The sequence below is a fragment of the Rhizobiales bacterium NRL2 genome, assembly GCA_001664005.1.
Taxonomy (GTDB): domain Bacteria; phylum Pseudomonadota; class Alphaproteobacteria; order Minwuiales; family Minwuiaceae; genus Minwuia.
This window is the reverse complement of the sequence record CP016093.1, coordinates 4577465-4600194: the sequence shown is the minus strand read 5'-3', so window position 1 is coordinate 4600194 and position 22730 is coordinate 4577465. Positions and strand designations below refer to the sequence as shown.

Genomic DNA, 22730 nt, shown 5'->3' with positions numbered 1-22730 from the left:
CGGACGTCCCGGCTCACGCCAGCATCTCGGCGGCCGCGGCGACCGCGAGGCGGAAGCTCTCCAGGTCGCGGCGGATGTCGGCGGGCCGCGCCGCCGGGGCGAAGACGCCGCCCCTCGCCACTGTCGCCAGCATCAGATTCTCGGCCAGGCCGAAATCCTCGATCAGCAACATGTCCCGGTCGCGGATCCCGTCCGGCCCGATCAGGCCGAGTTCCTGCACGCGCTCCATGTAGGCGCCGGGCAGGTTGGTATAGGCGAAGACGAGTTTGCCCAGGGCGCGCATGTAGCCGACTTCGAAGGCCGTGCCCGCGTCCATCCCCGGCCCGCGGAACGGCGTGAAGTCGGCGACGATCAGGTCGGCGCGGTCCAACAGCGCCTCGTTGCCCCGAGCGATGGCGCCCGCCCGGGCCGGCGGGTCGGCGGCGTCGCCGGCGCTCTCCCCGTCCACCGGCGGCAGCGGTTCCAGCCCCGCGGCGCGGCAGATGTCCGCCTTGATGGCCAGCGCCCGGCGTGCGTCCGGCAGAAACACGTCGGGTCCGGCGAGATAGGCCTTCGGGCGGGTCATTCGGCGGCCCGGAACCCCTTCAGCCAGCCGGTGAGCAGTTCGTTGACCTCGTCCGGCGCCTCCTGCTGGGTCCAGTGGCCGATGCCGTCCAGCAGGCGGGCACCGCGCAGGCCGGGCAGGTTCGGCCGCATCATCGCCACCATGTCGACGCCGGGCAGCATCTTCAGAACCAGGTCGCGGGTGCCGCCGATGAACAGCGATGGCTGGACGATCGGCGTCTTCGCGTGCGGTCTGAGGAAGGCATGGTCGGCGCGGTGGTTCCGGTAGCGGTTGAGCGGCCCGCGAAAGCCGGAACGCTCGAACTCGGCCACGTAGTAGTCGATGTCCGCGTCCGTCAGCCAGGCGGGGAAGGGGTCCGGGTCGGGCAGGCGCTCCAGCAGCGCCGCGCCGTGCGGCTTGTCGACCGGCCAGGTGCCGTCCGGCGCATCGCCGGAAATGGCGTAACAGAAGCGGCGCAGACTGGCGCGGACGTCCGCCTCCAGCTCGGCTTCCGCCACGCCCTCGTCCTGGAAATAGACCTGGTAGAAGAAGCGCCCGCGGTCGGTGAAGGCGGCGCGGACGACGTCGATGAACGACCGCTCCCCCATGGGCATGTAGGGCACCGACAGCCCGGCCACGCCGCGGATCTTCTCCGGATGGAGCAGCGCGGTATTCCAGACGATCGGCGCGCCCCAGTCGTGGCCGATCAGGATGGCGCTGCCGCCGCCCAGGGCGTCGGCGACGCCGGCGATGTCGGCGGTGATCTCCTCCAGGCGGTAGGCCTCGACCGGGTGGGGCTTGTCGCTGCCGCCATAGCCGCGCACGTCCACCGCCGCCGCCGTGAAGCCCAGCTCCGCGATCGGCTTCATCTGATGACGCCAGGAATACCAGCTCTCGGGGAAGCCGTGGACCATGAGCACCAGCGGCCCGTCGCCCAGCGTGGCGACGCGCAGCTCGATCCCGTTCGTCGGCACCTGCCGGAATGTCACCTCGTCCAGAATGCCGTCCATGCCCTCGATTCCCCCCTCTGCGATTGCGGGGGAGGAAGCTAGAACAGTTTCATCCGCGCCGGAAGGCTGACCCTACTGCCAGCCCTCGACGCCGGCCATGTTGGGCAGTTCGTGAGCGATCCCCTTGTGGCAGTCGATGCACGTCTTCGCCCCGGTAATCAGGCGCTCGCGATGGGCCTCGGCCGCGCGCGGGCTCTGCCGGGTCAGGTCCATCGACTCCTCGCTGTGGCAGTTGCGGCATTCCAGCGAATCGTTCTCCTTCAGCCGGTGCCATTCGTGCTTGGCCAGCCGCAGGCGCTCCTCCAGGAACTTCTCGCGCGTGTCGATGGTGCCGAAGAGATGGCCCCAGACTTCCTTGGAAGCCTGCATCTTGCGCGCGATCTTGTCGGTCCAGTCGTGCGGCACGTGACAGTCGGGGCAGGTCGCGCGCACGCCCGAGGCGTTGGAGAAGTGGACCGTGCTCTTCAGCTCGTTGAAGACGTTGTTCTCCATCTCGTGGCATGAGACGCAGAACTCCTCGGTGTTGGTCACCTCCAGCGCCGTGTTGAAGCCGCCCCAGAAGATCACGCCCGCAGCGAAGCCGGCGAGGGTGACCGCGCCCAGGCTGAGGTGCAGCGGCGCCCGCCAGAGCGTGCGCCAGTAGAGCCGCAGCCAGTGAAGCAGTTTGCGCATCCCGACCTCCGCCTATTGCCGGCCCGCGCGGGGCGCGATCAGGCTGTCTATGTCGACGAAGCTGTTGCCGACCTCTTCGGCGACCCGGTGCTGGGGCACATGACACTGGGTGCAGAAATAGCGACGCGGCGAAACGGCGGCGAGAAACTGCCCGTCGCGGTCCATGAAGTGGGTGACCGAAACCATGGGCGCCCCGCTCTCGCCCGTGCGGGTCCTGGCGTGGCAGGACAGGCACTTGTTGGCGTTGAGGTCGACCTGGTAGCCGTCGATGTCGTGCGGAATGGTCGGCGGCTGCTCCGGGTAGTTTCGGACCCGCCGCTCCGCGCCGTCCTCCAGCTGCATCATCATCGGGGCCTCGTTGTGCTGGGACAGCGCGGCCGGACCGCGCAGCCCCTTGAGCGCAGCCGCCGGGTCGACGTCGGTGGCCAGCTGCTGGGCCAGCAGCGGCGCGGCCGCCAGCGCCAGCAGGGCGGCGGCAATCATCGCGATGCGCTTCGGCATGTGCTTGTCCTCCCTTGCGCGCACGCTCAGACCTTCTCGATCCTGACGGCGCACTTCTTGAAGTCGGTCTGTTTCGAGATCGGGTCCGTGGCGTCCAGCGTGACCTTGTTGATGAGCTGGCTGGCGTCGAACCACGGCACGAAGACAAGGCCCCTGGGCGGGCGGTTGCGGCCCTTGGTCTCGACCCGCGTGCGGATGCTGCCCCGGCGGGAGACCACCCTGATCTCGTCGCCGCGGCGCAGGCCCATCTCGCGCGCGTCGTCGATGTGCATGTAGCAGAGCGCGTTGGGCACGGCCTTGTGCAGTTCCGGCACCCGCCGGGTCATCGACCCCGAATGCCAGTGCTCCAGCACGCGGCCCGTCGACAGCCAGATCGGATAATCCGCGTCCGGGCTCTCCGCCGGTGGTTCGTAGGGCAGGGCGAAGATCCGCGCCCGCCCGTCGGGATAGCCGTAGAACTGGAAGCCGGCGCCGGGCTCGACATAGGGGTCGGTCCCCTCGCGGTAGCGCCAGCGGGTTTCCTGGCCGTCGACCACCGGCCAGCGCAGGCCGCGTACCTCGTGATAGGTGTCGAAGTCCGCCAGGTCGTGGGCCTTGCCGCGGCCGAAGCGGGCGTATTCCTCGAACAGGCCCTTCTGGATGTAGAAGCCGAACGCCTCCGCCTCGTCATTGGCGTAGTCTCCGGCCGTTTCGGACAGCGGATAGGCGTCCACCTGGCCGTTGGCGAACAGGACATCATAAAGCGTCTTGCCACGGTATTCCGGGGCCTGGGCCAGCAACTCCTCGGGCCAGACCTCTTCCATCGAGAAGCGTTTGGAGAACTCGACCACCTGCCAGAGGTCAGAGCGCGACTCGCCCGGCGCATCGACCAGCTGGCGCCAGAACTGGGTGCGCCGCTCGGCGTTGCCGTAGGCGCCCTCCTTCTCCACCCACATGGCGGTGGGCAGGATCAGGTCGGCAGCCTGGGCGGTGACCGTCGGATAGGCGTCGGAGACGACGATGAAGTTCTCCGGGTTGCGGTAGCCCGGCAGCGTCTCCTCCATCATGTTGGGCGCCGCCTGCATGTTGTTGTTCACCTGCACCCAGTAGGCGTTGAGCTTGCCGTCCTTCAGCATCCGGTTCTGCAGCACGGCGTGGTAGCCGGGCTCCGCCGGGATCGTGCCGTCGGGCAGCTTCCAGATCTTCTCCGCGTACTGTCTGTGCGCGGGGTTCATCACCACCATGTCCGCCGGCAGGCGGTGGGAGAAGGTGCCGACCTCGCGCGCCGTGCCGCAGGCCGAGGGCTGGCCGGTCAGCGAGAACGGGCTGTTGCCCGGCGTGGCGATCTTCCCGGTCAGCAGGTGGATGTTGTAGATCAGGTTGTTGGCCCAGACGCCGCGGGTGTGCTGGTTGAAACCCATGGTCCAGAAGGACGTGACCTTCACGTCCGGGTCGGCGTAGAGCTCCGCCATCTCCAGCAGCCGTTCCTTCGGCACGCCGGACATCTCGTGCGCCTTCTCCAGCGTGTAGTCGGCGACGAAGTCCCGGTACTCCTCGAAGGTCATGTCCGTGGAGCCCGACGGCGCGTCGGCGTTCATCGCGGCCTTTTCCAGCGCGTGCTCGGGCCGGAGGCCGTAGCCGATGCTGGTATTGCCGCGCCGGAAGATGGTGTGGCGGCCGACGAAGTCCTCGTTCACCCGCCCGGTCTGGATGATGTGGTTGGCGATGAAATTCAGCAGCACAAGGTCGGTGTGCGGCGTGAAGACCATCGGAATGTCGGCAAGGTCGAAGGAGCGGTGCTCGAAGGTCGACAGCACGCCCACCTTCACGTGCGGCGCGCTGAGCCGGCGGTCGGTCACCCGTGTCCACAGGATCGGGTGCATCTCCGCCATGTTGGAGCCCCAGAGGAAGAACGCGTCCGCCGCCTCGATGTCGTCATAGCAGCCCATGGGCTCGTCCATGCCGAAGGTGCGCATGAACCCGCCGACGGCGGAGGCCATGCAGTGCCGGGCGTTGGGATCGATGTTGTTGGAGCGGAAGCCGGCCTTGTAGAGCTTGGCTGCGGCGTAGCCCTCCCACACCGTCCACTGGCCGGAACCGAACATGCCGACGGCGGTGGGCCCCTTGTCCTTCAGCGCGGCCTTGAACTTCTCGGCCATGACGTCGAAGGCGGTATCCCAGCTCACTTCCGTGAACTCACCGTCCTTGGCGTACTGGCCGCTCCGCATGCGCAGCAGCGGCTTGGTCAGCCGGTCCGTGCCGTACATGATCTTGGACAGAAAATAGCCCTTCACGCAGTTCAGGCCGCGGTTGACCTCGGACTTCACGTCGCCATGGGTGGCGACGACGTGGTTGTCCTTGGTCGCGACCATGACCGAGCAGCCGGTGCCGCAGAACCGGCAGGGCGCCTTCGACCATTTGAGGTCCGTCTTCTCGCGTTCGGTGACCAGGTTCTGCGCGCCGGCCGGCAGGGCGATGCCAGCGGCCGCGGCGGCGGTCGCGGCCGCCTGCGCCTTGAGCACGGAACGTCGGGTGATATTGAACTCGTTCATGCTGAACTCCCCTGGAAAGGCGCGGCCTCGCCGTCGTCGACGGCGTGGTAGACGAGGTTGCAGCTCAGGACGCCGTCGGTGTGGCCGAGGCGGTAGGACAGGTCGGTGATCGCCCCCTCGGTGGCGGTCTCCACGACCACGACGAGCTTGCCCGCCGGATCGTCGGCGTGGATTTCGGCGCCGGGCTCGGCGGCGATGGCGGCACGGACGTCGCCCAGCCTTTCCGGCCGGCACTGCACGACCAGGCTGGAGATATGAACGGTGGCGGTCATCGCAGCGCCTCCCCGGGCGTGATGCGTACGGCTTCGGCGGGACAGACGCCGGCGCAGGCGCCGCAGCCGTTGCAGCGGTCGGTGTTCACGATCGGCGTCGACGGCCCGCCGATGCGCGGCGCGAAGCGGATCGCTGCCGGCTCGCAGGCATCGCGGCAGGTCTCGCAATGGACGCCGCGATGGGCCAGGCAGGCGCCGCTGTCGATCGTCACGCTCAGCCGCCATGGCGCCGTTCCGGTCTCGGCAAAGACCGGTTCCGGGCAGGCCTCCGCGCAGGCGGCGCAGAAGGTGCAGGCGCCGGCGCCCTGCCGGAAGTTCACCGCCGGATAGCCGCCTTCGCCGTTGAACAGGATGCCCTCCGGACAGGCCTCGATGCAGGCCTCGCAGCGCGTGCAGGCGCGGGCCAGCCGTGTCTCGTCCGTCCATGGCGGGCGCACGGGTGATGGCACCGGGCGGCTGCGGCCGCGCAGGAAGGCGCGTCGGCTCCGGTCCGGCGGCTGGGGGTTGGCTGGCATGGCACGTTCCCCCGATCAGCTGCCAGGTGGCCCAGGCGGTCCGAAAAACATCTGGGAAATCCAGACGACAAAGCCGTAGGCGCCCACAAAAGCCACCGCAAGCGCTGGAATCACGACAAAAGTGGTGAACAGAAAGGTTCGGATTTCAGCCCTGCGCCGATCCGCCGGGCGGTCGAATTCATCATCGACGGCGGTATTATTGTCACTCATGGGGCGACCCCCCTGATTGTTATTGCCGCTGATGCGGATGCTGACCGGTTGTGCGCCCGAAAGCAAGCGCGTCCGACAGCCGCAGCGGAACTCTGGCTGGTCCGTCGATCAGCCATTTGTTCCAGCGCAAATCGTCGGACGATTGCCGGTGATGAAGAGAAATCGCTATGAAATATTTTAGAAATATTCTAAACTAGGGCAATGTTCGGGACGTATCCAAGGCGATGCGGCGGTCCTGCGGAAGCGCCCCGACAAGGTAGATCGCGCCCCAGGCGACAGAGGGCATGGAAGGAAATCACATGAACACGCACCCGCACATGAACGCGTCCGGCAAGTGTCCGGTCATGCATGGCGGCCAGACCTCCACCGGCGCCTCGAACATGGACTGGTGGCCGAAGGCGCTGAACCTGGACATCCTCCATCAGCATGATGCGAAGACCGATCCGATGGGGCCGGGATTCGTCTACCGCGAGGAAGTCAGGAAGCTTGACGTCGAGGCGTTGAAGCGGGATCTGCACGCGCTGATGACCGACAGCCAGCCCTGGTGGCCGGCCGACTGGGGCCATTATGGCGGCCTGATGATCCGTATGGCCTGGCACGCCGCCGGTTCCTACCGCCTGGCCGATGGCCGCGGCGGCGGCGGTACCGGCAACCAGCGTTTCGCGCCGCTCAACTCCTGGCCCGACAACGTCAATCTGGACAAGGCGCGGCGGCTGCTCTGGCCGGTCAAGAAGAAGTACGGCAACCGGATCAGCTGGGCCGACCTGATGATCCTGGCGGGCAACATCGCCTATGAATCCATGGGCCTGAAGACCTTCGGCTTCGCCTTCGGGCGCGCCGACATCTGGCACCCGGAGAAGGACGTCTACTGGGGCTCCGAGAAGGAATGGCTGGGCCGCGACCGCTATGGCAGCGACGCGGAGGCGGGTTCGCTGGAGAACCCGCTGGCGGCCGTGCAGATGGGTCTGATCTACGTCAATCCCGAGGGCGTGGGCGGCAATCCCGATCCGCTGAAGACCGCGGCGGAGGTACGCGAGACCTTCGCGCGCATGGCGATGGACGACGAGGAGACCGTGGCTCTCACCGCCGGCGGCCACACCGTTGGCAAGTGCCATGGCAATGGCGACGCCGCGCTGCTGGGACCGGATCCGGAGACCGCGGAGCCGGAGGATCAGGGCCTCGGCTGGATCAACAAGACCACGCGGGGCGTCGGCCATGACGCTGTGACAAGCGGTCTCGAGGGCGCCTGGACCACGCACCCGACGGTCTTCGACAACGGCTATTTCGACCTGCTGTTCCGGTACGAATGGGAATCGCGCAAGAGCCCGGCCGGTGCCTGGCAATGGGAGCCCGTCGACATCGCCGAGGAGGACAGGCCGGTCGACGTCGAGGATCCCTCGATCCGTCACAACCCGATCATGACCGATGCGGACATGGCGATGAAGGTCGATCCGGCCTACCGCAAGATCTCGCTGCGGTTCAGGGACGACCCGGCGGCGTTCCGCGATGCCTTCGCCCGCGCCTGGTTCAAGCTGACCCACCGCGACATGGGCCCGAAGGCCCGCTATATCGGCCCGGATGTGCCGGCCGAGGACCTGATCTGGCAGGATCCGGTGCCCGCCGGCCCCACCGGTTACGATGCCGCCGCGCTCAAGGCGCGCATCGCCGAAAGCGGCCTTGGCATCGCCGAGATGGTCGCCACCGCCTGGGACAGCGCGCGGACCTTCCGCGGTTCCGACATGCGCGGCGGCGCCAACGGCGCGCGCATCCGCCTCGCCCCCAGAAGGACTGGGCGGGCAACGAGCCGGAGCGCCTCGCCCGGGTGCTGTCCGTGCTGGAGCCCATCGCCGCCGAGAGCGGCGCGAGTCTGGCCGACGTGATCGTGCTGGCGGGCAATGTCGGCGTCGAGCGGGCGGCGAAGGCCGCCGGCTTCGATGTCGAGGCGCCATTCGCGCCGGGCCGCGGCGACGCCACCGACGCGATGACCGACGCGGCGTCCTTCGATGTCCTCGAGCCGATCCATGACGGCTACCGCAACTGGCTGAAGGCGGACTACGCCGTCAGCCCCGAAGAACTGATGCTCGACCGGACCCAGCTCATGGGTCTGACCGCGCCGGAAATGACCGTGCTGGTGGGCGGCATGCGGGTGCTCGGCGCCAATCACGGCGGCGTCCCGCACGGCGTCTTCACGGACCGGGAAGGCGCCCTGACGAACGACTTCTTCGTCAACGTCACCGACATGGCCCATGCGTGGAAGCCGGCGGGCGACAATCTCTACGAGGTTTGCGACCGGGCGAGCGGCGCGGTCAGGTGGACGGCGACCCGCGTCGACCTCGTCTTCGGTTCGAATTCGATCCTGCGCGCCTATGCCGAGGTCTACGCCCAGGACGACAGCGCGGAGAAGTTCGTGCACGACTTCGTCGCCGCCTGGACGAAGGTGATGAACGCCGACCGCTTCGACATCGCCTGAGCGGCGCGTCTGCGCCCGGAAACGAAAACGCCGCCGGCGCCCGGGCGCCGGCGGCGTCTGATTTCTGGTTACCGTTCGGCTGCGGGCGCCCCTACCAGGAGCGGACGCGGCCCACGTCGAGGTGCACGAAGCCGGACCTGGCGTAGAGACCGACCCCGCCGCCGCGCTGCTGCAGGGCCGCCTTGTGCAGCTTCCGCAGATCGACGTCGGGCAGGTAGCAGTCGATGGCCATGCCCCGCATGTGATAGCTCTTCTTGGCCACGCCGTTGCTGTTGGAAGCGAGCATGGCGTTGGTCTTGGGCGAGCGGTAGCCGGAGATCACCTGGAATGGCGACTTGCTGCCCAGCTTGTGCCTGAGATCGCTGAGCAGGACGAGCAGCCGGGGATCGATGTCCTCGACGTCGCCGGTGCGGTGATCGCGCAGAAGATGGTTGATCTCGCCCAGGGCGGCGGGATCGAACTGGCCATGTTCCTGGAATACCGTCTTCAGGCGTTCGCCGGTATGGAGGTTGTTGAAGCTGAGGCTCCGGGCCACGGGCTGGGCCGCCAGGGCTTCGCCTGACGGCAGGCCGAAACCCGCGGTGAGCGCGGCTGCGCCAAGGCCGGTGAGAAACAGGCGCCGGCCCATGGCCGACGCACGAGGGACATCGCGGACGTCCCCATCGTGGGTGTCGTTCATCCAGTTTCCTTCACGTATGACATGCTACTGCGACGCCGACAGAAGGCCATTGCCCGACCGCGGCGTCAACCCGGTTTCCACTGCAACACGCGCTTCCGAATTTCTGGTTAACGCGCCTGCAAGCTGCGGTTCAGCAAGCGGTCGCGGTTGTAGATGTCGTGGCGGAAATGGACATTGCCGCCCGGGGAGGTCCACGCGGTCGCGTAGATGAGGTGCACCGGCACGGTCTCGGGCAGGCCGACCACCGCGGTCTTCCGGCTTTCCCTCAGGCTGTCGATCTCGCCGGGACCGGGACCGCCGGTCACGTTCATCAGCCAGTTCACCATGTCGAAGGGGCGCTCCAGCCGGATACAGCCCGACGAATAGGCGCGCACGCTTCGCTGGAACAGTTCCCGCGCCGGCGTGTCGTGCAGGTAGACGTCGAAGCGGTTCGGGAACATCACCTTGACCTCGCCCAGCGCGTTCTTCGGCCCGGGCGTCTGGCGCAGCCGGAAGGGGAAATTGCCTTCGCCGTAGCGGCTCCAGTCGATGCTCGACGGGTCGAGCCGCGCCGCACCCTCGCCCCAGCCGGCGAAGACCTCGTAGCCGCCTTCCGCCAGATAGCCCGGATCGGCCATGATCTTGGGCAGCAGGTCCTTGCGCGCGATCTTCGGCGGTACCGTCCACGTCGGATTGACCTCGACATAGGAAATGCGGTCGGAGAACACCGGCGTCATGCGGTAGGTGCGGCCGACGACCGCCCGCATCTGGTCCACAACCCGGCCATCCTCCACCATCTCGGCCTGAAAGCCGGCGATGTTGACCAGCACGAAACGCTCGCCCAGTTCGTGCGGCAGCCAGCGCCAGCGTTCCATGTTGAGGCGAATCGTGTGCAGCCGCTCGGACTTCGAGACGTTCAGCGCACCCAGCGTCTGCGCACCGGCGATGGCGTCGGTCTCCAAGCCGTGGCGGGTCTGGAACCGCCTGACCGCCTGGGTCAGCAGAGGCGTGTAGAGTTCCGGATCGGTTTCCGCCCCGGTGGCGCCGAGATCGCCGAAGAAGGCGAGCCGGGTGCGCATCTGGGCCACCCTGGGATCGCGCATGCCGGGCTTCAGCGCCGGCCCTTCGTCCACCCGGCGCGGTTCGCCCCGCAGTTCCGCGTAGCGCCGGAGCGCGTCCCGCAACCCGGCATATTCGCGGTGGGACGGCGGCATGGCGCGCAGCACGTCGCCGGGGTTCGCCGCCGGGTCCGCGAAGGCGTTCAGCACGGGCGCGGGATCGAAGGTCTTTGCGGCGACGAAGACGTTGGGATCGGTCCTGGCCGGTCCGGTGCGGCCGACAGAGACGTCGCGCGCATAGCGCAGCAGGCCCAGCGTGGCCTGGAGTTCCGTGGCGGCCAGCGTCGCCGGGTCGTCGCTCTTCGCCGCTTCGGGCAGCCCTCCCGCGAGCAGCGAAAGCCTGTAGTCGAGAGGCTCCAGCCCTTCCCGCCCTGCATTGGCTAGCACGTCGAGCCCCGCCGCCAGACGGGCCTGTCCGCCCGCGCCTGTCCCGAACCAGAGCGGCTGGCCCGAGCGCGCCAGGTAGAAGTCGCGAACGGCGCGCGCCATCCCCCGCGGGTCTTCTGCGCCGGGCGGGGCGCCGCTCTCCAACAGCCCGGTCAGCGCGCCGGCGATGTCATCCGCGGCGGCCTGCGCGGCGGCCGGCTGAACGGCCGCGAATGAAAGAACGAAGCCTGCGAGCAGGCCGGCGATGGGTCCGCCGATCCGGATCCGGGAAAAGAACACGCGATACATGGATCCGATCATGCCGCAGTGGCCGCGCTGCGAACAGGGGCTGCGTCCCGCTTGAACGCGCCGGGTCCGGAGGCCAGATCGAAGTGGCGAGAAAGGCACGCCACAGCGATTGAACAAGAGGAGCGTCGCCATGCCCATCCACATCCGCCCGCAGGATGCCCGTCAGGGGCGTATCACCCGCCACTGGCGCTACTTTGTCGCCGCGCTGATCGTCGCCTGCGTCGGCCTCGTGCTGATCGGCGCCTTCGCGCTCTAGCACCGGGTTCCGCGGCTCAGACCGGCCGCACCGGCACCCCGCGCGCGGCCATGTGGGCCTTGGCCTGCTGGATGGAGTAGGTTCCGAAATGGAAGATGGAGGCCGCCAGAACGGCGGACGCGTGGCCGTCGAGGACGCCCTCGGCCAGATGATCCAGATCTCCGACTCCGCCGGAAGCGATCACCGGCACCCCCACCGCATCGGAGATCGTCCGGGTCAGCGGAATGTCGTAGCCCGATTTCGCGCCGTCGCGGTCCATGGAGGTGAGCAGGATTTCGCCGGCGCCGCGGCGCTCCATCTCGCGGGCCCACTCCACGGCGTCGATGCCGGTGGGGTTGCGCCCGCCATGGGTGAAGATTTCCCACTTCCCGGCGCCGGTCGACTTGGCGTCGATGGCGACGGTGATGCACTGGCTGCCGAACTTCTCTGCCGCCTCCGAGACGAATTCGGGGCGATGCACCGCGGCGGTGTTGATGGAGACCTTGTCGGCGCCGGCCAGCAGCAGCGAACGCACGTCGGCGACCTCGCGGACGCCGCCGCCGACGGTGAGCGGCATGAAACAGCATTCGGCGGTGCGGCTGACCACGTCCAGCAGGATGCCGCGTTTCTCGTGGCTGGCGGTGATGTCCAGGAAACACAGCTCGTCCGCGCCTGCGGCATCGTAGACGGTGGCCTGCTCCACCGGATCGCCGGCGTCGACCAGGTCGACAAAATTGACGCCCTTGACCACCCGGCCGTCCTTGACGTCCAGGCAGGGAATGACCCGCGCCTTCAGCATGCCGTTCTCCCGAACAATGCCCGCATCCTGGACGGGCCGAAGGCCCGGTCCGGGATCCACGCCTGAGCCGGTCCGGCGATGGCGCGAGATGCGGAGGGGCTCAGGCGTGGATCCCGGGCTCCGGCTGCGCCGGCCCCAGGACTCGCAAAAGGTGCAGCAACCGGGCCTGTGGAAAGCGCGAACGGCAACCTGCTTCTAGACAATGTTGTCGCGCGCGATCCGGAGCGCCTCCATGGGCTCGATGCGGCCGTCATAGAGCGCGCGGCCGATGATGACGCCCTCGATGCCCGCGTCCTCCAGCGCCTTGAGGCGCTTCACGTCCTCGATGCCGGCGACGCCGCCCGACGCGATGACGGGAATGGAGATCGCCCGCGCCAGTTCGGCGGTGGCTTCCGCGTTGACGCCCTGCAAGGCGCCGTCGCGGTCGATGTCGGTGAAGACGATGGCGGCGACGCCGGCGTCCTCGAAGGCCTTCGCCAGGTCCAGCGCATCCATCTCCGACTGCTCGGCCCAGCCCTCGACCGCGACCTTGCCGCCGCGGGCGTCGATGCCGACCACGATCTGCTCGGGGTGATCGCGGCAGGCGGCCTTCACGGTCTCCGGATCGCGCAGCGCCAAGGTGCCCAGGATCACCCGCGTGACGCCGCGTTCAAGCCAGTTGTCGATCGCCTGGCGGTCGCGGATGCCGCCGCCCAGCTGCACCGGCGCGTCGGTCGCGTTCAGCACCGCGCGGACTGCCGCCTCGTTGGTCGAGCGCCCGTCGAAGGCGCCGTTGAGATCGACCAGATGCAGCCGGTCGAAACCGGCCTCGCGGAAGCGCACCGCCTGGTTGGCCGGATCGGGATTGAACTCCGTCGCGTCCTCCATGCGGCCCTTCAGCAGGCGCACGCACTTGCCGTCCTTCAGGTCGATGGCGGGGTAGATGTTCATGACTTCGCCTTGCCTCTGCGGTCCAGGACCTTGGCGTAGAAATAGCCGGCGACGGGCTGATCATCGACGATGGCGTAGGCCTGCCGCTCGCCCCAGCGGATGAAGCCGTGCCGTTCGTAGAGCTGGATCGCCGCGGTCTGGGTGGCGCGGACGTCCAGGTCGAGCTGCTGGAAGCCGTCCTCGACCGCATCCTGCTCGGCCAGGCGCAGCAGTTCGCGGGCCAGGCCCAGGCCGCGCGCGTGCGGCGCGATGAAGAAGGTCGTCAGCCGGCCGATATGGGCCTGCGCCTCGTTGTGGCGGGACGGGCGGAGGAGCTGGACCGAGCCGACGATCCGGCCGTCCAGCCAGGCGACGAACAGCTCCCGCTCCGGCATCAGGATGACGCCTTTCCAGTAAGACTCCAGCACGCTGCGGCGCGGCGGCGCGAGCCAGCCGAAGCCGTTGCCGTCGCGGATCGCCGCCTCGGTAGCGTCGCAGAGATCCTGCAGGTCCACCTCCTCGATGGACGACAGGCGCTCGACCAGGGTGGTGTGATCGCCGGGCTTCTTCATGGCGTCCATGTCAGGAAGCTCCGGATCAGGGTCAAGCCGACATGCTGGCTTTTCTCGGGGTGGAACTGGGTGCCGACCATGTTGTCGCGGCCGACCGCCGCTGTGACCGGTCCGCCATAATCGACGGTCGCCAGGCATTCCGCCGACGGCAGGCCGCGGAAGGCGAAGGAGTGGACGAAATAGGCGTGCGGCTGGTCGCCGAATTCCTGGAACACCGGATGGTCGGTATCGGCGATCAGTTCGTTCCAGCCCATGTGCGGGATCTTCAGCGCCGGATCGGAGGGTGTGATGCGGTCGATCACGCCGTCGATCCAGCCGAAGCCTTCATGGACGCCGTGCTCCAGCCCCTGCTTCGCCATCAGCTGCATGCCGACGCAGATGCCGAGGAAAGGCCGTCCGCGCCGCTCCACGAATTCGGCGATGGCCTCCCACAGGCCGTCCACGGCCTTCAGTCCCGCGCGGCAATCGCCGAACGCGCCGACGCCCGGCAGCACCAGCCGGTCGGCGCCCGCCGCGTCCTCCGGCCGGCCGGAGACGAGGATCTTCGGACGCCGGCCGAGCGTCGCCGCCTGACGCTCGAAGGCCTTGGCCGCCGAATGCAGGTTGCCCGAGCCGTAGTCGACGATGACGACGCTCATGGCTCCCTACAGGCTCCCGCCGAGAACGCCCTTGGTCGACGGCACCGCGTCGGACTTGCGCGGGTCGATCTCCAGGCCCTGGCGCAGCGCCCGGGCGAGGCCCTTGAAGCTGGATTCGGCGATGTGATGGTTGTTGTCGCCGTAGAGATTCTCGATGTGCAGCGTGACGCCGCCGGCCTGGGCGAAGGCCTGGAACCACTCCTTGAACAGCTCCGTGTCGAAGTCGCCCAGCTTCGGGCGGCTGAACTGCACCTTCCAGATCAGGTAGGGGCGGTTGGAGATGTCGAGGGCGACGCGGGTCAGCGTCTCGTCCATCGGGATCAGCGCCGAGCCGTAGCGCACGATGCCGGCGCGGTCGCCCAGCGCCTCGGAAAAGGCCGTGCCGATGGCGATCCCCGTGTCCTCGGTGGTGTGGTGGAAGTCGATGTGGGTGTCGCCCTTCGCCTTCACCTTCAGGTCGATCAGGCTGTGGCGGGAAAGCTGTTCCAGCATGTGGTCGAGGAAGCCGATGCCCGTGGCGACGTCATAGACGCCCGTGCCGTCGAGGTTCAGCTCGACGGCGATCTCGGTTTCCTTCGTCTTGCGTTCATAGCTGGCGGTGCGCATGGAACTGGCTTCCCGGGATGGTGGAAGCCGGCTCTATAGCAGCCGCGCGGCGGCCTTGTCATGCCCGGCTTTCGCGCCTCATCAGGCGGCCGGACGGCGGGCGCAGATCATCGGCGCCCGCGCCGAGAGGATCGTCTCCCCGTCCTGGCGCAGCACCTCCACAAGGAAGGTGAGCATGCCCCGGTCGGCGCGCGAACGCTGCGGCCGCTTGTCGACCAGGGTCACCCGGAGCGAGAGCACGTCGCCCGGTTCCGTCGCGCGCTCGAAGCGGATCTCGTCATAGCCGGGCCCGGCGAGCAGGTGCTCGTGGGCCATCAGCATCTGCGTCCACATGCGCGTCATCAGCGCGATGGTCTGGCTGGAGGAGCCGACCAGCCGTCCGAAGATGGAATCCTTCGCCGCCTCCCGGTCGACGTGGAAGGGCTGCGGATCGTAGAGCCTGCCGAAGGCGATGATCGATTCCTCGCTCAGCGGCTCGTGGCCGCCGGTCCATTGCCGGCCGATCGCATAGTCTTCCCAGTACGGTGAGACGAAGCCCACTTCCGGCGTCAGCGGCTCCGGCGCCGTGTCAGATTGCGTATTCATGGCCGTCTTGAAGCACAGGCGCGCGCGCTGGAGAACCGACGAAAGCGCGCGGGAGGAATGAGCGTCATGGATTGCCCGGATGAACCGGGCAATGACGACGCTCTCGCCGTCGCGGCCCGGCTGGTCCGGGGGGCGCCGGACCTACATCCAGAGACTGCGGGCGCTCTGGTCCATGTCCTTGTAGAGATGGGCGACCTGCTCGCCATAGCCGTTGTAGATCTGCGTCGGCACGCGCCCGTCGGTGCCCAGCACCTCCTCGGTGGCCTGGCTCCAGCGCGGGTGGTCGACCTCCGGGTTCACATTGGCCCAGAAGCCGTACTCGGCGGGCTGGATCTCTTCCCAGAAGGTCTTCGGCCGCGTGTCCGTGAACTCGATCGAGACGATCGACTTGATGGATTTGAAGCCGTACTTCCAGGGCAGGGCAAGGCGGATCGGCGCGCCCATCTGCTTGACCAGCGGCTGGCCGTAAACACCGGTGACCAGAAACGGCATTTCGTTCATCGCTTCGGCGACCGTCATCGCCTCGACATAGGGCCAGGGATACCAGCTCTGGCGCTGGCCGCGGGCCGTATCGGGGTCCATGAAGGTCTTGAAGACGACATATTTCGCGTCCGGTTTCGGGCCGGCGGCGGCGACCAGCTTCGCCAGCGGGAAACCCGCCCAGGGCGCCACCATCGACCATGCCTCGACGCAGCGGTGGCGGTAGATACGCTCCTCCACGCCCATGGTCCGCACCAGGTCGTCGATGTCCCAGGTCTTCGGGTTGTCGACCATGCCGGCGATCTCGACGGTCCAGGGCCGGATCTCCAGATCCTGGGCGTCGCGGTAGATGCGCTTGTGGGAGCCGAATTCGTAGAAGTTGTTGTAGGTGAAGTTGATGTCCTTGTCGGTGATGGCGCGCTCGACCGTATAGGCGTCGTTGCGCGCCGCCGGGTAGAGGTCGGCGGTGGGGATCGTCTCCTCGGCCGCGCGGGCCGGGCCGATACCGCGCGACGCCAGGATGCCGGCGGCGCCGAAACCGGCGGCCTTCAGGATCTGGCGGCGGTTGAGGAAGACATGCTCGGGCGTCACCTGGCTCTCCGGGATCTCCCAGCCGCGTCGTTTCCGGATCAGCATGTCGGACTCCCTGTGGCTTCGTTACGGAAACGAAGTTGACCCCCGCGGCGCTGACGCGCCAATCAAAGGGCCGTGACGCCGCCGTCAGAGGCTCCGGCCTCGCTGGCCAGGGGCACCCCGAAGGCGTCGCCGGCCCCGGTGCGCGGCCGGACCCTGTCCGCGGGGATCCGCAGCCGCGCCGCGGTGCCCTCACCGGGGCGGCTGTCGATCTGCAACGCACAGCCATTGGCTTCCGCCAGGGCGTTGGTCAGCGGCAGGCCCAGGCCCCAGCCGTCGGTATCGCGCGCCGTCCGCGAGTCGGCCTGTTCGAAGGGCCGCAGAATGCGTTCCAGCTGATCCGGACTCATGCCCGGCCCCTCGTCGCAGACCGAAAGTACCGTCTCGCGGTGGCCGTTCTGGTCGAAGCCCAGGCGGATCGTCGTGCCCGTGGGGGCGTACTTGCTGGCGTTGGTCAGCAGGTTGACGATCATCTGGTGCAGCGAACGCCGGTCGATCCATATCTCGAAGGCATCCCATCCGGGATCGATCTCCAGGGTCTGGCGCCGTTCCTCCAGGGCAGGGCGCATCATCGCGCGCCAGTCCCGCACTTCCGCCGCTAGGGGCGTCCATTCGGGTTCGATGACCAGCTTGCCGGCCTCGATGCGCGACAGGTCCAGCAGATCGTTGATCAGCATCAGCAGATGGCGGCCGCTCTGGTGGATGTCGCCGACGTATTCCTTGTACTTGCTGTGGCCGAGCGGTCCGAAAAGCTCCGTGCGAAGGGTTTCGGAAAAGCCGATCACGGCGTTGAGCGGCGTCCGCAGTTCGTGACTGACATTGGCCAGGAAGACCGACTTGGCGGCGCTGGCCTCGTCCGATCTCCGGCGCGCCTCGCTCAGCGCCGCATTGGCGGCCTCCAGATCCAGCTTGCGCGCGAAGTCGGTGCGCCGCGTTCCCGCCTGCCACGCGGCCGCCGAATTGCCGATCAGAGCGGAGGCGACGAACAGAGAGGTTTCGACGACGCGGATCTCGATCGGCAGGTCGAAAGCGTAGAGAAAACCGACCGAGCCGATGGCCAGCAGCAGTACGTTGCAGAACAGCCGCCAGTGGGCGTCGATGTCCAGCAGGATGTTGCCGGCGATCAGGAAGATCACCATGCGGATGACCGTCAGCTCGTAATGGCCGTCGTTGACCAGGATGAGCACCAGTGTCTCGCCGACGATGAACAAGACATACAGACTGACGATCGCCGCGATGCGCTTCCGCGGCCAGCGCAGCCGACAGCCGAGAACCCACAGGCCCGGCAGCAGGAAATGGAAGCCGCGAAACACGGTGAAGGGCCCGGCCCAGGCCCAGTCGTGGTAAAGCAGATAATCTGCAAGCAAGACGGGCCCGGCGACGAGCATGATAATCACGCCCAGGATCGTGTGCTGGACCGCGAACTGATCGTAGCTGGCGGTCTTGAAAGCGTTTTCCAGCAGTGGATCCGCGAACTCCCCCGACCACCATATACGGCGGCCGGCGGACTTCGCATCCGGCGTTTCCATCCCCTCGTCCCGCCCCGGTTGCGATGCCGGAGTCGTCATACCCTACTGTCTCCGCACATGGGTGGAGCGGTAAGGCTAGAACGGGAAAGCTTAAGGTTTCATTTCGGCTCCGGCTTGATCCGGACCCGTCTCAGACGATCCGGAACCGGACCTCGCCCAGCGGCCCGAAATCGGCGACCAGGCTTTCGCCGGCCTTCGCCGGATAGACGTCGATCGTCGTGCCGGTGGAGACGAAGTCGCCCGCCTTCAGTCCGTCCCGGGCATAGACGGCGCGGACATTGGCCAGCCAGGTCAGCGCGTTGATCGGATTGCCCATCACCGCGAAGCCGTTGCCCTCGCGGACGGTCTTGCCGTCCACGGAAAGCGTCACCTCGATCTCGGAGAGATCCAGAGCCTGCCAGTCGGCGACCGGCGCGCCGCGGATCCAGCCGCCATGGCTGCCATTGTCGGCGATCATGTGGGCCGCGCCGACGCCGGTCCAGTCCTCGTAGCGGCTGTCGACGATCTCGATGCAGGGCAGCACGGCCTTCACCGCGTCCGCTACCGAGCCGGGGTCGTAGGGCGCCGCCGCCGCGGGCAGGTCCTCACCCATCAGGAAGCCGATCTCGGCCTCGATCACGGTCATGAAGAAGCCGCTGGCGTCGATCTCGGCGGGCGAGGTCCAGGCCGTGGCTTCGAAGACGCCGCCGTAGAACGGCTCGTCGATGCCGACATGGGCCTGTGCGCGTTCGTTGGTGCAGCCGATCTTCCAGCCGATCTGGCGGCCGCCGCCGCCCTCGCCGATCAGCCGGCGCATGTGGCGCTGAATTCCGTAAGCGGCCTCGGGGTCCGCCGGCGCGAGTTCCGGCGGCAGGGCGGCGATCCGCCGCCGGCCGGTCCGGACGTCCATCAGTTGCTGCGCCGCTTCTTCGGCCCTGTCCATGCGCTCTGTCCCCCTTGTTGGCGGCGCGCATCTTCGGTGCTCCGTCCGCCGGGGACAAGGGCAGGCGTCAGGCGGCGGCGTTGGCCATGGCCTGTTCGGCGGCGCGGCCGGTCACTTCCTGCAGGCGGTCGAACTCGAAGGTGAAGGTGCCGACGCCCTGGGTGAGCGAGCGCAGTTCCACGATCAGGTCGCCCACTTCCGCCTGGGGCAGATAGGCCGAGACCTGGTCCCAGCCCGGCCAGCCCTCGCGGGCGTCGAAGCCCAGGATCTGCCCGCGCCGGCCGCTGATCAGGTTGTTGACCGATGCCGTGTGCTCATTGGGCACCATGATCTGCACCTGCAGGACGGGTTCCAGCAGCACCGGATCGCATTGCGGCAGCCCTTCCGCCATGGCCATGCGGCCGGCGGTCCTGAAGGCCTGCTCGGAGCTGTCGACGGCGTGATACTTGCCGTCGGTGAGCGTGACCGCCAGGTCGACCACCTCGAAGCCCAGCGGCCCGTGGCTCAGATACTCCTTCACGCCGGCCTCGACGGCAGGGATGTACTGCTTGGGCACGACGCCGCCGGTGATGCTGTCGTCGAACTGGAAGCCGGATCCGCGCGGCAGGGGCTTGATCTCCACGGTGACGTCGCCGAACTGGCCGTGGCCGCCCGACTGCTTCTTGTGGCGCGCATGTTGTGTCACGCCCTTCCGGATCGCCTCCTTGTAGGGAACCTTCGGCTTCTCGGTGTCGACGGAGACGCCATACTTGGATTTCAGGCGCGCGACGGCGACCTTCAGGTGCTGGTCGCCCTGCCCCCAGAGCAGCATCTGGCGCGTGGATTCGTTCTGCTCCACCGAGAGCGAGGGATCCTCCTCCATCAGCTTGGCGAGCGCCCCGGACAGCTTCACCTCGTCATTGCGGTTCTCGACATTGAGCGCCAGCGCGAAGACCGGGGCGAAGCGCGGCGCGCGGCGCAGTTTCGGCGCCTCGCCGCCGGCGGTCAGCACATCGCCGGTGACGATGCCTTCCATCCGGCCCAGCGTCGCCACCTGGCCGGCCTCGGCGCGGTCGAGCTTGTTGAACTGCTGGCCCATGAGCTGGCCCAGGGAGCCGACCCGGTCGCCGTTGAGGACGTCGCCCTCGGCGATCGAGCCGGACCAGATGCGGACCAGGGAGAGCTTGCCGCCATGCTGCGTGTGATAGGTCTTCAGCACCTGGGCGACGGTATCCTTCGAGGCGGGATCGACGCCGGCGCGGGCCGCCGCCGTGCCGTGACCCGGCACCTCGTGGCGCAGCGCCTTCAGCAGCCGGCGCACGCCGCTTTCGCGTTCCGCCGCGCCGATCAGCACGGAGACGATGTTGCCGGCCTGCATGTTGTCGGTCAGGTCGCGGAAGACCTCTTCCTTCTCCGGCTCGATGTCCTCCAGCAGCTCTTCCATCAGATGGTCGTCGAAGTCGGCGAGCTGCTCCAGCATGGCGAAGCGGGCCTCGCCCAGCACGTCGGCGACCTCGCTCCCGGCCTCGATCAGCTCCGACGGCCCGCTCTCGCGGTAGACGTAGGTCCGGCCCTGGACCAGGTCGACATAGCCGGTGATGATCTCGTCCTTGACGATGGGAAGCTGGCGCAGGATCAGCGGCTTCTCGCTGACGGCCTGCAGCGCCTCGGTCACGGTCTGCACGTCGCCGCTGGCGCGGTCGACCTTGTTGACGAAGATGAAACGCGGCAGGTCCAGTTCGTCGAGCAGCTTCAGCCAGGGCTGCAGCGCCGTCGCCTTGGCCGGGTCGGCCTCGCAGACCAGCACCGCCGCATCCACGCCGACCAGCGCATTCGCGGCTTCCTGGATGAACTCGATGGATCCGGGACAGTCGAGAAAGGTGAATTCGTCGCCCAGATAGGCGGTGGTCGCGGCATTCACCTCGACGCTCATCTGCTTCTCGCGCGCCTCGGCCGAACCGTCGCCGACCGTGTTGCCCTGGTTCACCCCGCCCTTGCGGTCGACCGCTCCGGTGGCGAAGAGAATGCTCTCGAGCAGCGAGGTCTTCCCGCTCAGATAGGGTCCCACAATGGCGATGTTTCTGGGGCCTTCGGCTCTTCCTCCCGACATCTGACGGCTCCTCCCTTGTTGCTTTTCCGTCCGCCCCGGGGCCGCGCCACGGGAGCAAATGGTTTCAAGCCTGAGGGGTTTCCGCAAGGGCAATCGGCGGGAAATGTCATCGGATCGTCATCCGCTGGCCAATTGACGACATGATGAATCGTCGGCACATTGGTCCGCGTTCGGTCGAATTCAGTGGGAGAGACCGGACGGGCCCGCCCGTCCGGCGCCGAAGGAGCAACCGCCCCGGAAACTCTCAGGCAATAGGGACCGCTGAAGGACGACGCTCTGGAAAGCAGGCAGGCGGCTGAGGCCGTCTTCCTCACCGAAGGGGTAAGGCGGGAGGGAGGTTCTCTCCGGCGCAATCTCTCAGGTTCCGTGACAGAGGGGGCATGCCGGCCGCGGTGAAAACCGGTCGTGGCGGGCGCGTGCCAATGGACCTGTCGCGGAGGATCGGTGTGAACGAGAGCGCGGACGGCGTACGGACGACCCCCCTGAACGAGTTGCACCGCCGCCTGGGCGGACGGATGGTCGCGTTCGCCGGCTATGACATGCCCGTGCAGTTCGAGGGGATCATGGCCGAGCACCGCCATACCCGCGAGGCGGCCGGCCTGTTTGATGTCTCTCACATGGGCCAGGTGAGCCTGAGCGGGCCGGATGCGGACAAGGCGCTGGAGACGCTGATCCCGTCCAACGTGCGGGAGCTGAAGCCCGGGCGGCAGCGCTATTCCATGCTGCTGAACGACAAGGGCGGCATCATCGACGATTTCATGGTCACCCGCCGCGGAGACGATCTGCTGCTGGTGCTCAACGCCGCCTGCAAGGAAGGCGACGTCGCCCACATGCGCGAGCGTCTGCCGGCCGGCGTCCGTCTCGAGACCCTGGATGACCGCGCCCTGCTGGCGCTGCAGGGGCCCGAGGCCGAGGCGGCGCTGCAGGCGATCGTGCCCGGCGTCGAGACGCTGAGCTTCATGCAGGCCACCGGATTCATGTGGGAAGGCGTGGATCTGTGGATCTCGCGCTCGGGCTATACCGGCGAGGACGGCTTCGAGATTTCCGTCCCGGCCGACCGCGTCGAGGAACTGGCCGAGCGCCTGCTGGCCGACGAACGGGTGAAGCCGATCGGCCTCGGCGCGCGGGATTCGCTCCGGCTCGAGGCCGGTCTCTGTCTCTATGGCCATGACATCGACGAGACCACTTCGCCGGTCGAGGCCGGCCTGCAATGGGCGATGCAGAAACGCCGCCGCGAGCAGGGCGGTTTTCCCGGCGCCGACCGCATTCTGAAGGAACTGGCCGACGGGCCCGCCCGGCTGCGCGTCGGCCTGAAGCCGGAAGGCCGCGCGCCGGTCCGCGAAGGCGCGGAGATCGCCGACGCCGACGGCAATGTCATCGGCCGCGTCACCTCCGGCGGCTTCGGCCCCACGGCCGGCCATCCGGTCGCCATGGGCTATGTCACCGTCGGGTTCGCGCCTCCCGGCGGCGCGGTCGCGGCCGTGCAGCGCGGCAGGTCGCTGCCCATGACCGTCACGGCCCTTCCTTTCGTTACCCGCAACTACAAGCGCTGAGCAG

The 22730-nt window shown here is 67.9% G+C and carries 20 protein-coding genes, 1 pseudogene and 1 other annotated feature; of the genes and pseudogenes, 2 read left to right on the top strand and 19 right to left on the bottom strand.

What is annotated here, in order from left to right:
* Window positions 1–13 precede the first annotated feature (13 nt).
* From TEF_21500 to TEF_21470, 7 genes are all read right to left on the bottom strand, one after another.
* The gene (locus TEF_21500) at window positions 14–565 is read right to left on the bottom strand and encodes a hypothetical protein (GenBank protein ANK83086.1); all 552 of its coding nucleotides are present in this window, start codon (window positions 563–565) and stop codon (window positions 14–16) included.
* Complete coding sequence (locus TEF_21495) at window positions 562–1554, bottom strand: epoxide hydrolase (GenBank protein ANK83085.1); 993 nt, start codon at window positions 1552–1554, stop codon at window positions 562–564. The genes TEF_21500 and TEF_21495 overlap by 4 nt, the downstream gene beginning before the upstream one ends.
* Window positions 1555–1626: 72 nt before the next feature.
* The gene (locus TEF_21490) at window positions 1627–2226 is read right to left on the bottom strand and encodes a cytochrome C (GenBank protein ID ANK83084.1); all 600 of its coding nucleotides are present in this window, start codon (window positions 2224–2226) and stop codon (window positions 1627–1629) included.
* A gap of 12 nt (window positions 2227–2238) precedes the next feature.
* Entirely contained in the window at window positions 2239–2727 is a 489-nt protein-coding gene (locus TEF_21485; GenBank protein ID ANK83658.1) for a nitrate reductase, read from the bottom strand.
* 26 nt (window positions 2728–2753) lie between these two features.
* The gene (locus TEF_21480; protein ANK83083.1) at window positions 2754–5258 is read right to left on the bottom strand and encodes a nitrate reductase catalytic subunit; all 2505 of its coding nucleotides are present in this window, start codon (window positions 5256–5258) and stop codon (window positions 2754–2756) included.
* Window positions 5255–5530, bottom strand: coding sequence for a hypothetical protein (locus TEF_21475; GenBank protein ID ANK83082.1), 276 nt, complete (start codon window positions 5528–5530; stop codon window positions 5255–5257). Before TEF_21475 ends, TEF_21480 begins: the two co-directional genes overlap by 4 nt.
* Window positions 5527–6045 carry a ferredoxin-type protein NapF gene (locus TEF_21470; GenBank protein ANK83081.1) on the bottom strand — a complete coding sequence of 173 codons (519 nt, stop codon included), beginning with the start codon at window positions 6043–6045 and terminating at the stop codon, window positions 5527–5529. The genes TEF_21475 and TEF_21470 overlap by 4 nt, the downstream gene beginning before the upstream one ends.
* A 494-nt stretch (window positions 6046–6539) precedes the next feature.
* Here TEF_21470 and TEF_21465 point away from each other — a divergent pair.
* Window positions 6540–8725: pseudogene (locus TEF_21465) on the top strand (catalase/peroxidase HPI).
* A 91-nt stretch (window positions 8726–8816) separates the two neighbouring features.
* Here the strand turns inward: TEF_21465 and TEF_21460 are convergent.
* The 12 genes from TEF_21460 to TEF_21405 form a co-directional block, all read right to left on the bottom strand.
* Entirely contained in the window at window positions 8817–9404 is a 588-nt protein-coding gene (locus TEF_21460; GenBank protein ANK83080.1) for a hypothetical protein, read from the bottom strand.
* A gap of 107 nt (window positions 9405–9511) precedes the next feature.
* A complete protein-coding gene (locus tag TEF_21455; GenBank protein ID ANK83079.1) occupies window positions 9512–11188 on the bottom strand; it encodes a hypothetical protein in 1677 nt (558 codons plus the stop codon).
* Window positions 11189–11448: 260 nt separating this feature from the next.
* Entirely contained in the window at window positions 11449–12210 is a 762-nt protein-coding gene (locus TEF_21450) for an imidazole glycerol phosphate synthase subunit HisF (protein ANK83078.1), read from the bottom strand.
* Between the two features lie 195 nt (window positions 12211–12405).
* Window positions 12406–13140 (bottom strand): 1-(5-phosphoribosyl)-5-[(5-phosphoribosylamino)methylideneamino]imidazole-4-carboxamide isomerase, encoded by a 735-nt coding sequence (locus TEF_21445; protein ID ANK83077.1) that lies wholly within the window; start codon window positions 13138–13140, stop codon window positions 12406–12408.
* The gene (locus TEF_21440; GenBank protein ANK83076.1) at window positions 13137–13700 is read right to left on the bottom strand and encodes an acetyltransferase; all 564 of its coding nucleotides are present in this window, start codon (window positions 13698–13700) and stop codon (window positions 13137–13139) included. Before TEF_21440 ends, TEF_21445 begins: the two co-directional genes overlap by 4 nt.
* Window positions 13688–14329 carry an imidazole glycerol phosphate synthase, glutamine amidotransferase subunit gene (locus tag TEF_21435; protein ANK83075.1) on the bottom strand — a complete coding sequence of 214 codons (642 nt, stop codon included), beginning with the start codon at window positions 14327–14329 and terminating at the stop codon, window positions 13688–13690. The genes TEF_21440 and TEF_21435 overlap by 13 nt, the downstream gene beginning before the upstream one ends.
* A 6-nt stretch (window positions 14330–14335) precedes the next feature.
* On the bottom strand, window positions 14336–14935 hold the full coding sequence (locus TEF_21430; GenBank protein ID ANK83074.1) for an imidazoleglycerol-phosphate dehydratase: 600 nt from the start codon (window positions 14933–14935) through the stop codon (window positions 14336–14338).
* Between the two features lie 81 nt (window positions 14936–15016).
* On the bottom strand, window positions 15017–15475 hold the full coding sequence (locus TEF_21425) for a hypothetical protein (GenBank protein ANK83657.1): 459 nt from the start codon (window positions 15473–15475) through the stop codon (window positions 15017–15019).
* A gap of 186 nt (window positions 15476–15661) precedes the next feature.
* Entirely contained in the window at window positions 15662–16636 is a 975-nt protein-coding gene (locus TEF_21420) for a mononuclear molybdenum enzyme YedY (GenBank protein ID ANK83073.1), read from the bottom strand.
* 62 nt (window positions 16637–16698) lie between these two features.
* Window positions 16699–18162, bottom strand: coding sequence for a hypothetical protein (locus tag TEF_21415; protein ID ANK83072.1), 1464 nt, complete (start codon window positions 18160–18162; stop codon window positions 16699–16701).
* 130 nt (window positions 18163–18292) lie between these two features.
* The gene (locus TEF_21410) at window positions 18293–19084 is read right to left on the bottom strand and encodes a hypothetical protein (GenBank protein ID ANK83071.1); all 792 of its coding nucleotides are present in this window, start codon (window positions 19082–19084) and stop codon (window positions 18293–18295) included.
* A gap of 67 nt (window positions 19085–19151) precedes the next feature.
* The gene (locus TEF_21405) at window positions 19152–21173 is read right to left on the bottom strand and encodes an elongation factor G (GenBank protein ANK83070.1); all 2022 of its coding nucleotides are present in this window, start codon (window positions 21171–21173) and stop codon (window positions 19152–19154) included.
* Between the two features lie 174 nt (window positions 21174–21347).
* Window positions 21348–21444, top strand: a binding site (glycine riboswitch).
* A 175-nt stretch (window positions 21445–21619) separates the two neighbouring features.
* Here TEF_21405 and gcvT point away from each other — a divergent pair.
* Entirely contained in the window at window positions 21620–22726 is a 1107-nt protein-coding gene (gene gcvT / locus TEF_21400; GenBank protein ID ANK83656.1) for a glycine cleavage system protein T, read from the top strand.
* The last annotated feature ends 4 nt before the right edge of the window (window positions 22727–22730 follow it).

Excerpts from the sequence above, each read along its gene's own strand:
- TEF_21500 (ANK83086.1), bottom strand. The coding sequence starts at position 565 with ATGACCCGCCCGAAGGCCTATCTCGCCGGACCCGACGTGTTTCTGCCG.
- TEF_21495 (ANK83085.1), bottom strand. The coding sequence starts at position 1,554 with ATGGACGGCATTCTGGACGAGGTGACATTCCGGCAGGTGCCGACGAAC.
- TEF_21490 (ANK83084.1), bottom strand. The coding sequence starts at position 2,226 with ATGCGCAAACTGCTTCACTGGCTGCGGCTCTACTGGCGCACGCTCTGG.
- TEF_21485 (ANK83658.1), bottom strand. The coding sequence starts at position 2,727 with ATGCCGAAGCGCATCGCGATGATTGCCGCCGCCCTGCTGGCGCTGGCG.
- TEF_21480 (ANK83083.1), bottom strand. The coding sequence starts at position 5,258 with ATGAACGAGTTCAATATCACCCGACGTTCCGTGCTCAAGGCGCAGGCG.
- TEF_21475 (ANK83082.1), bottom strand. The coding sequence starts at position 5,530 with ATGACCGCCACCGTTCATATCTCCAGCCTGGTCGTGCAGTGCCGGCCG.
- TEF_21470 (ANK83081.1), bottom strand. The coding sequence starts at position 6,045 with ATGCCAGCCAACCCCCAGCCGCCGGACCGGAGCCGACGCGCCTTCCTG.
- TEF_21460 (ANK83080.1), bottom strand. The coding sequence starts at position 9,404 with ATGAACGACACCCACGATGGGGACGTCCGCGATGTCCCTCGTGCGTCG.
- TEF_21455 (ANK83079.1), bottom strand. The coding sequence starts at position 11,188 with ATGATCGGATCCATGTATCGCGTGTTCTTTTCCCGGATCCGGATCGGC.
- TEF_21450 (ANK83078.1), bottom strand. The coding sequence starts at position 12,210 with ATGCTGAAGGCGCGGGTCATTCCCTGCCTGGACGTCAAGGACGGCCGG.
- TEF_21445 (ANK83077.1), bottom strand. The coding sequence starts at position 13,140 with ATGAACATCTACCCCGCCATCGACCTGAAGGACGGCAAGTGCGTGCGC.
- TEF_21440 (ANK83076.1), bottom strand. The coding sequence starts at position 13,700 with ATGGACGCCATGAAGAAGCCCGGCGATCACACCACCCTGGTCGAGCGC.
- TEF_21435 (ANK83075.1), bottom strand. The coding sequence starts at position 14,329 with ATGAGCGTCGTCATCGTCGACTACGGCTCGGGCAACCTGCATTCGGCG.
- TEF_21430 (ANK83074.1), bottom strand. The coding sequence starts at position 14,935 with ATGCGCACCGCCAGCTATGAACGCAAGACGAAGGAAACCGAGATCGCC.
- TEF_21420 (ANK83073.1), bottom strand. The coding sequence starts at position 16,636 with ATGCTGATCCGGAAACGACGCGGCTGGGAGATCCCGGAGAGCCAGGTG.
- TEF_21415 (ANK83072.1), bottom strand. The coding sequence starts at position 18,162 with ATGGAAACGCCGGATGCGAAGTCCGCCGGCCGCCGTATATGGTGGTCG.
- TEF_21410 (ANK83071.1), bottom strand. The coding sequence starts at position 19,084 with ATGGACAGGGCCGAAGAAGCGGCGCAGCAACTGATGGACGTCCGGACC.
- TEF_21405 (ANK83070.1), bottom strand. The coding sequence starts at position 21,173 with ATGTCGGGAGGAAGAGCCGAAGGCCCCAGAAACATCGCCATTGTGGGA.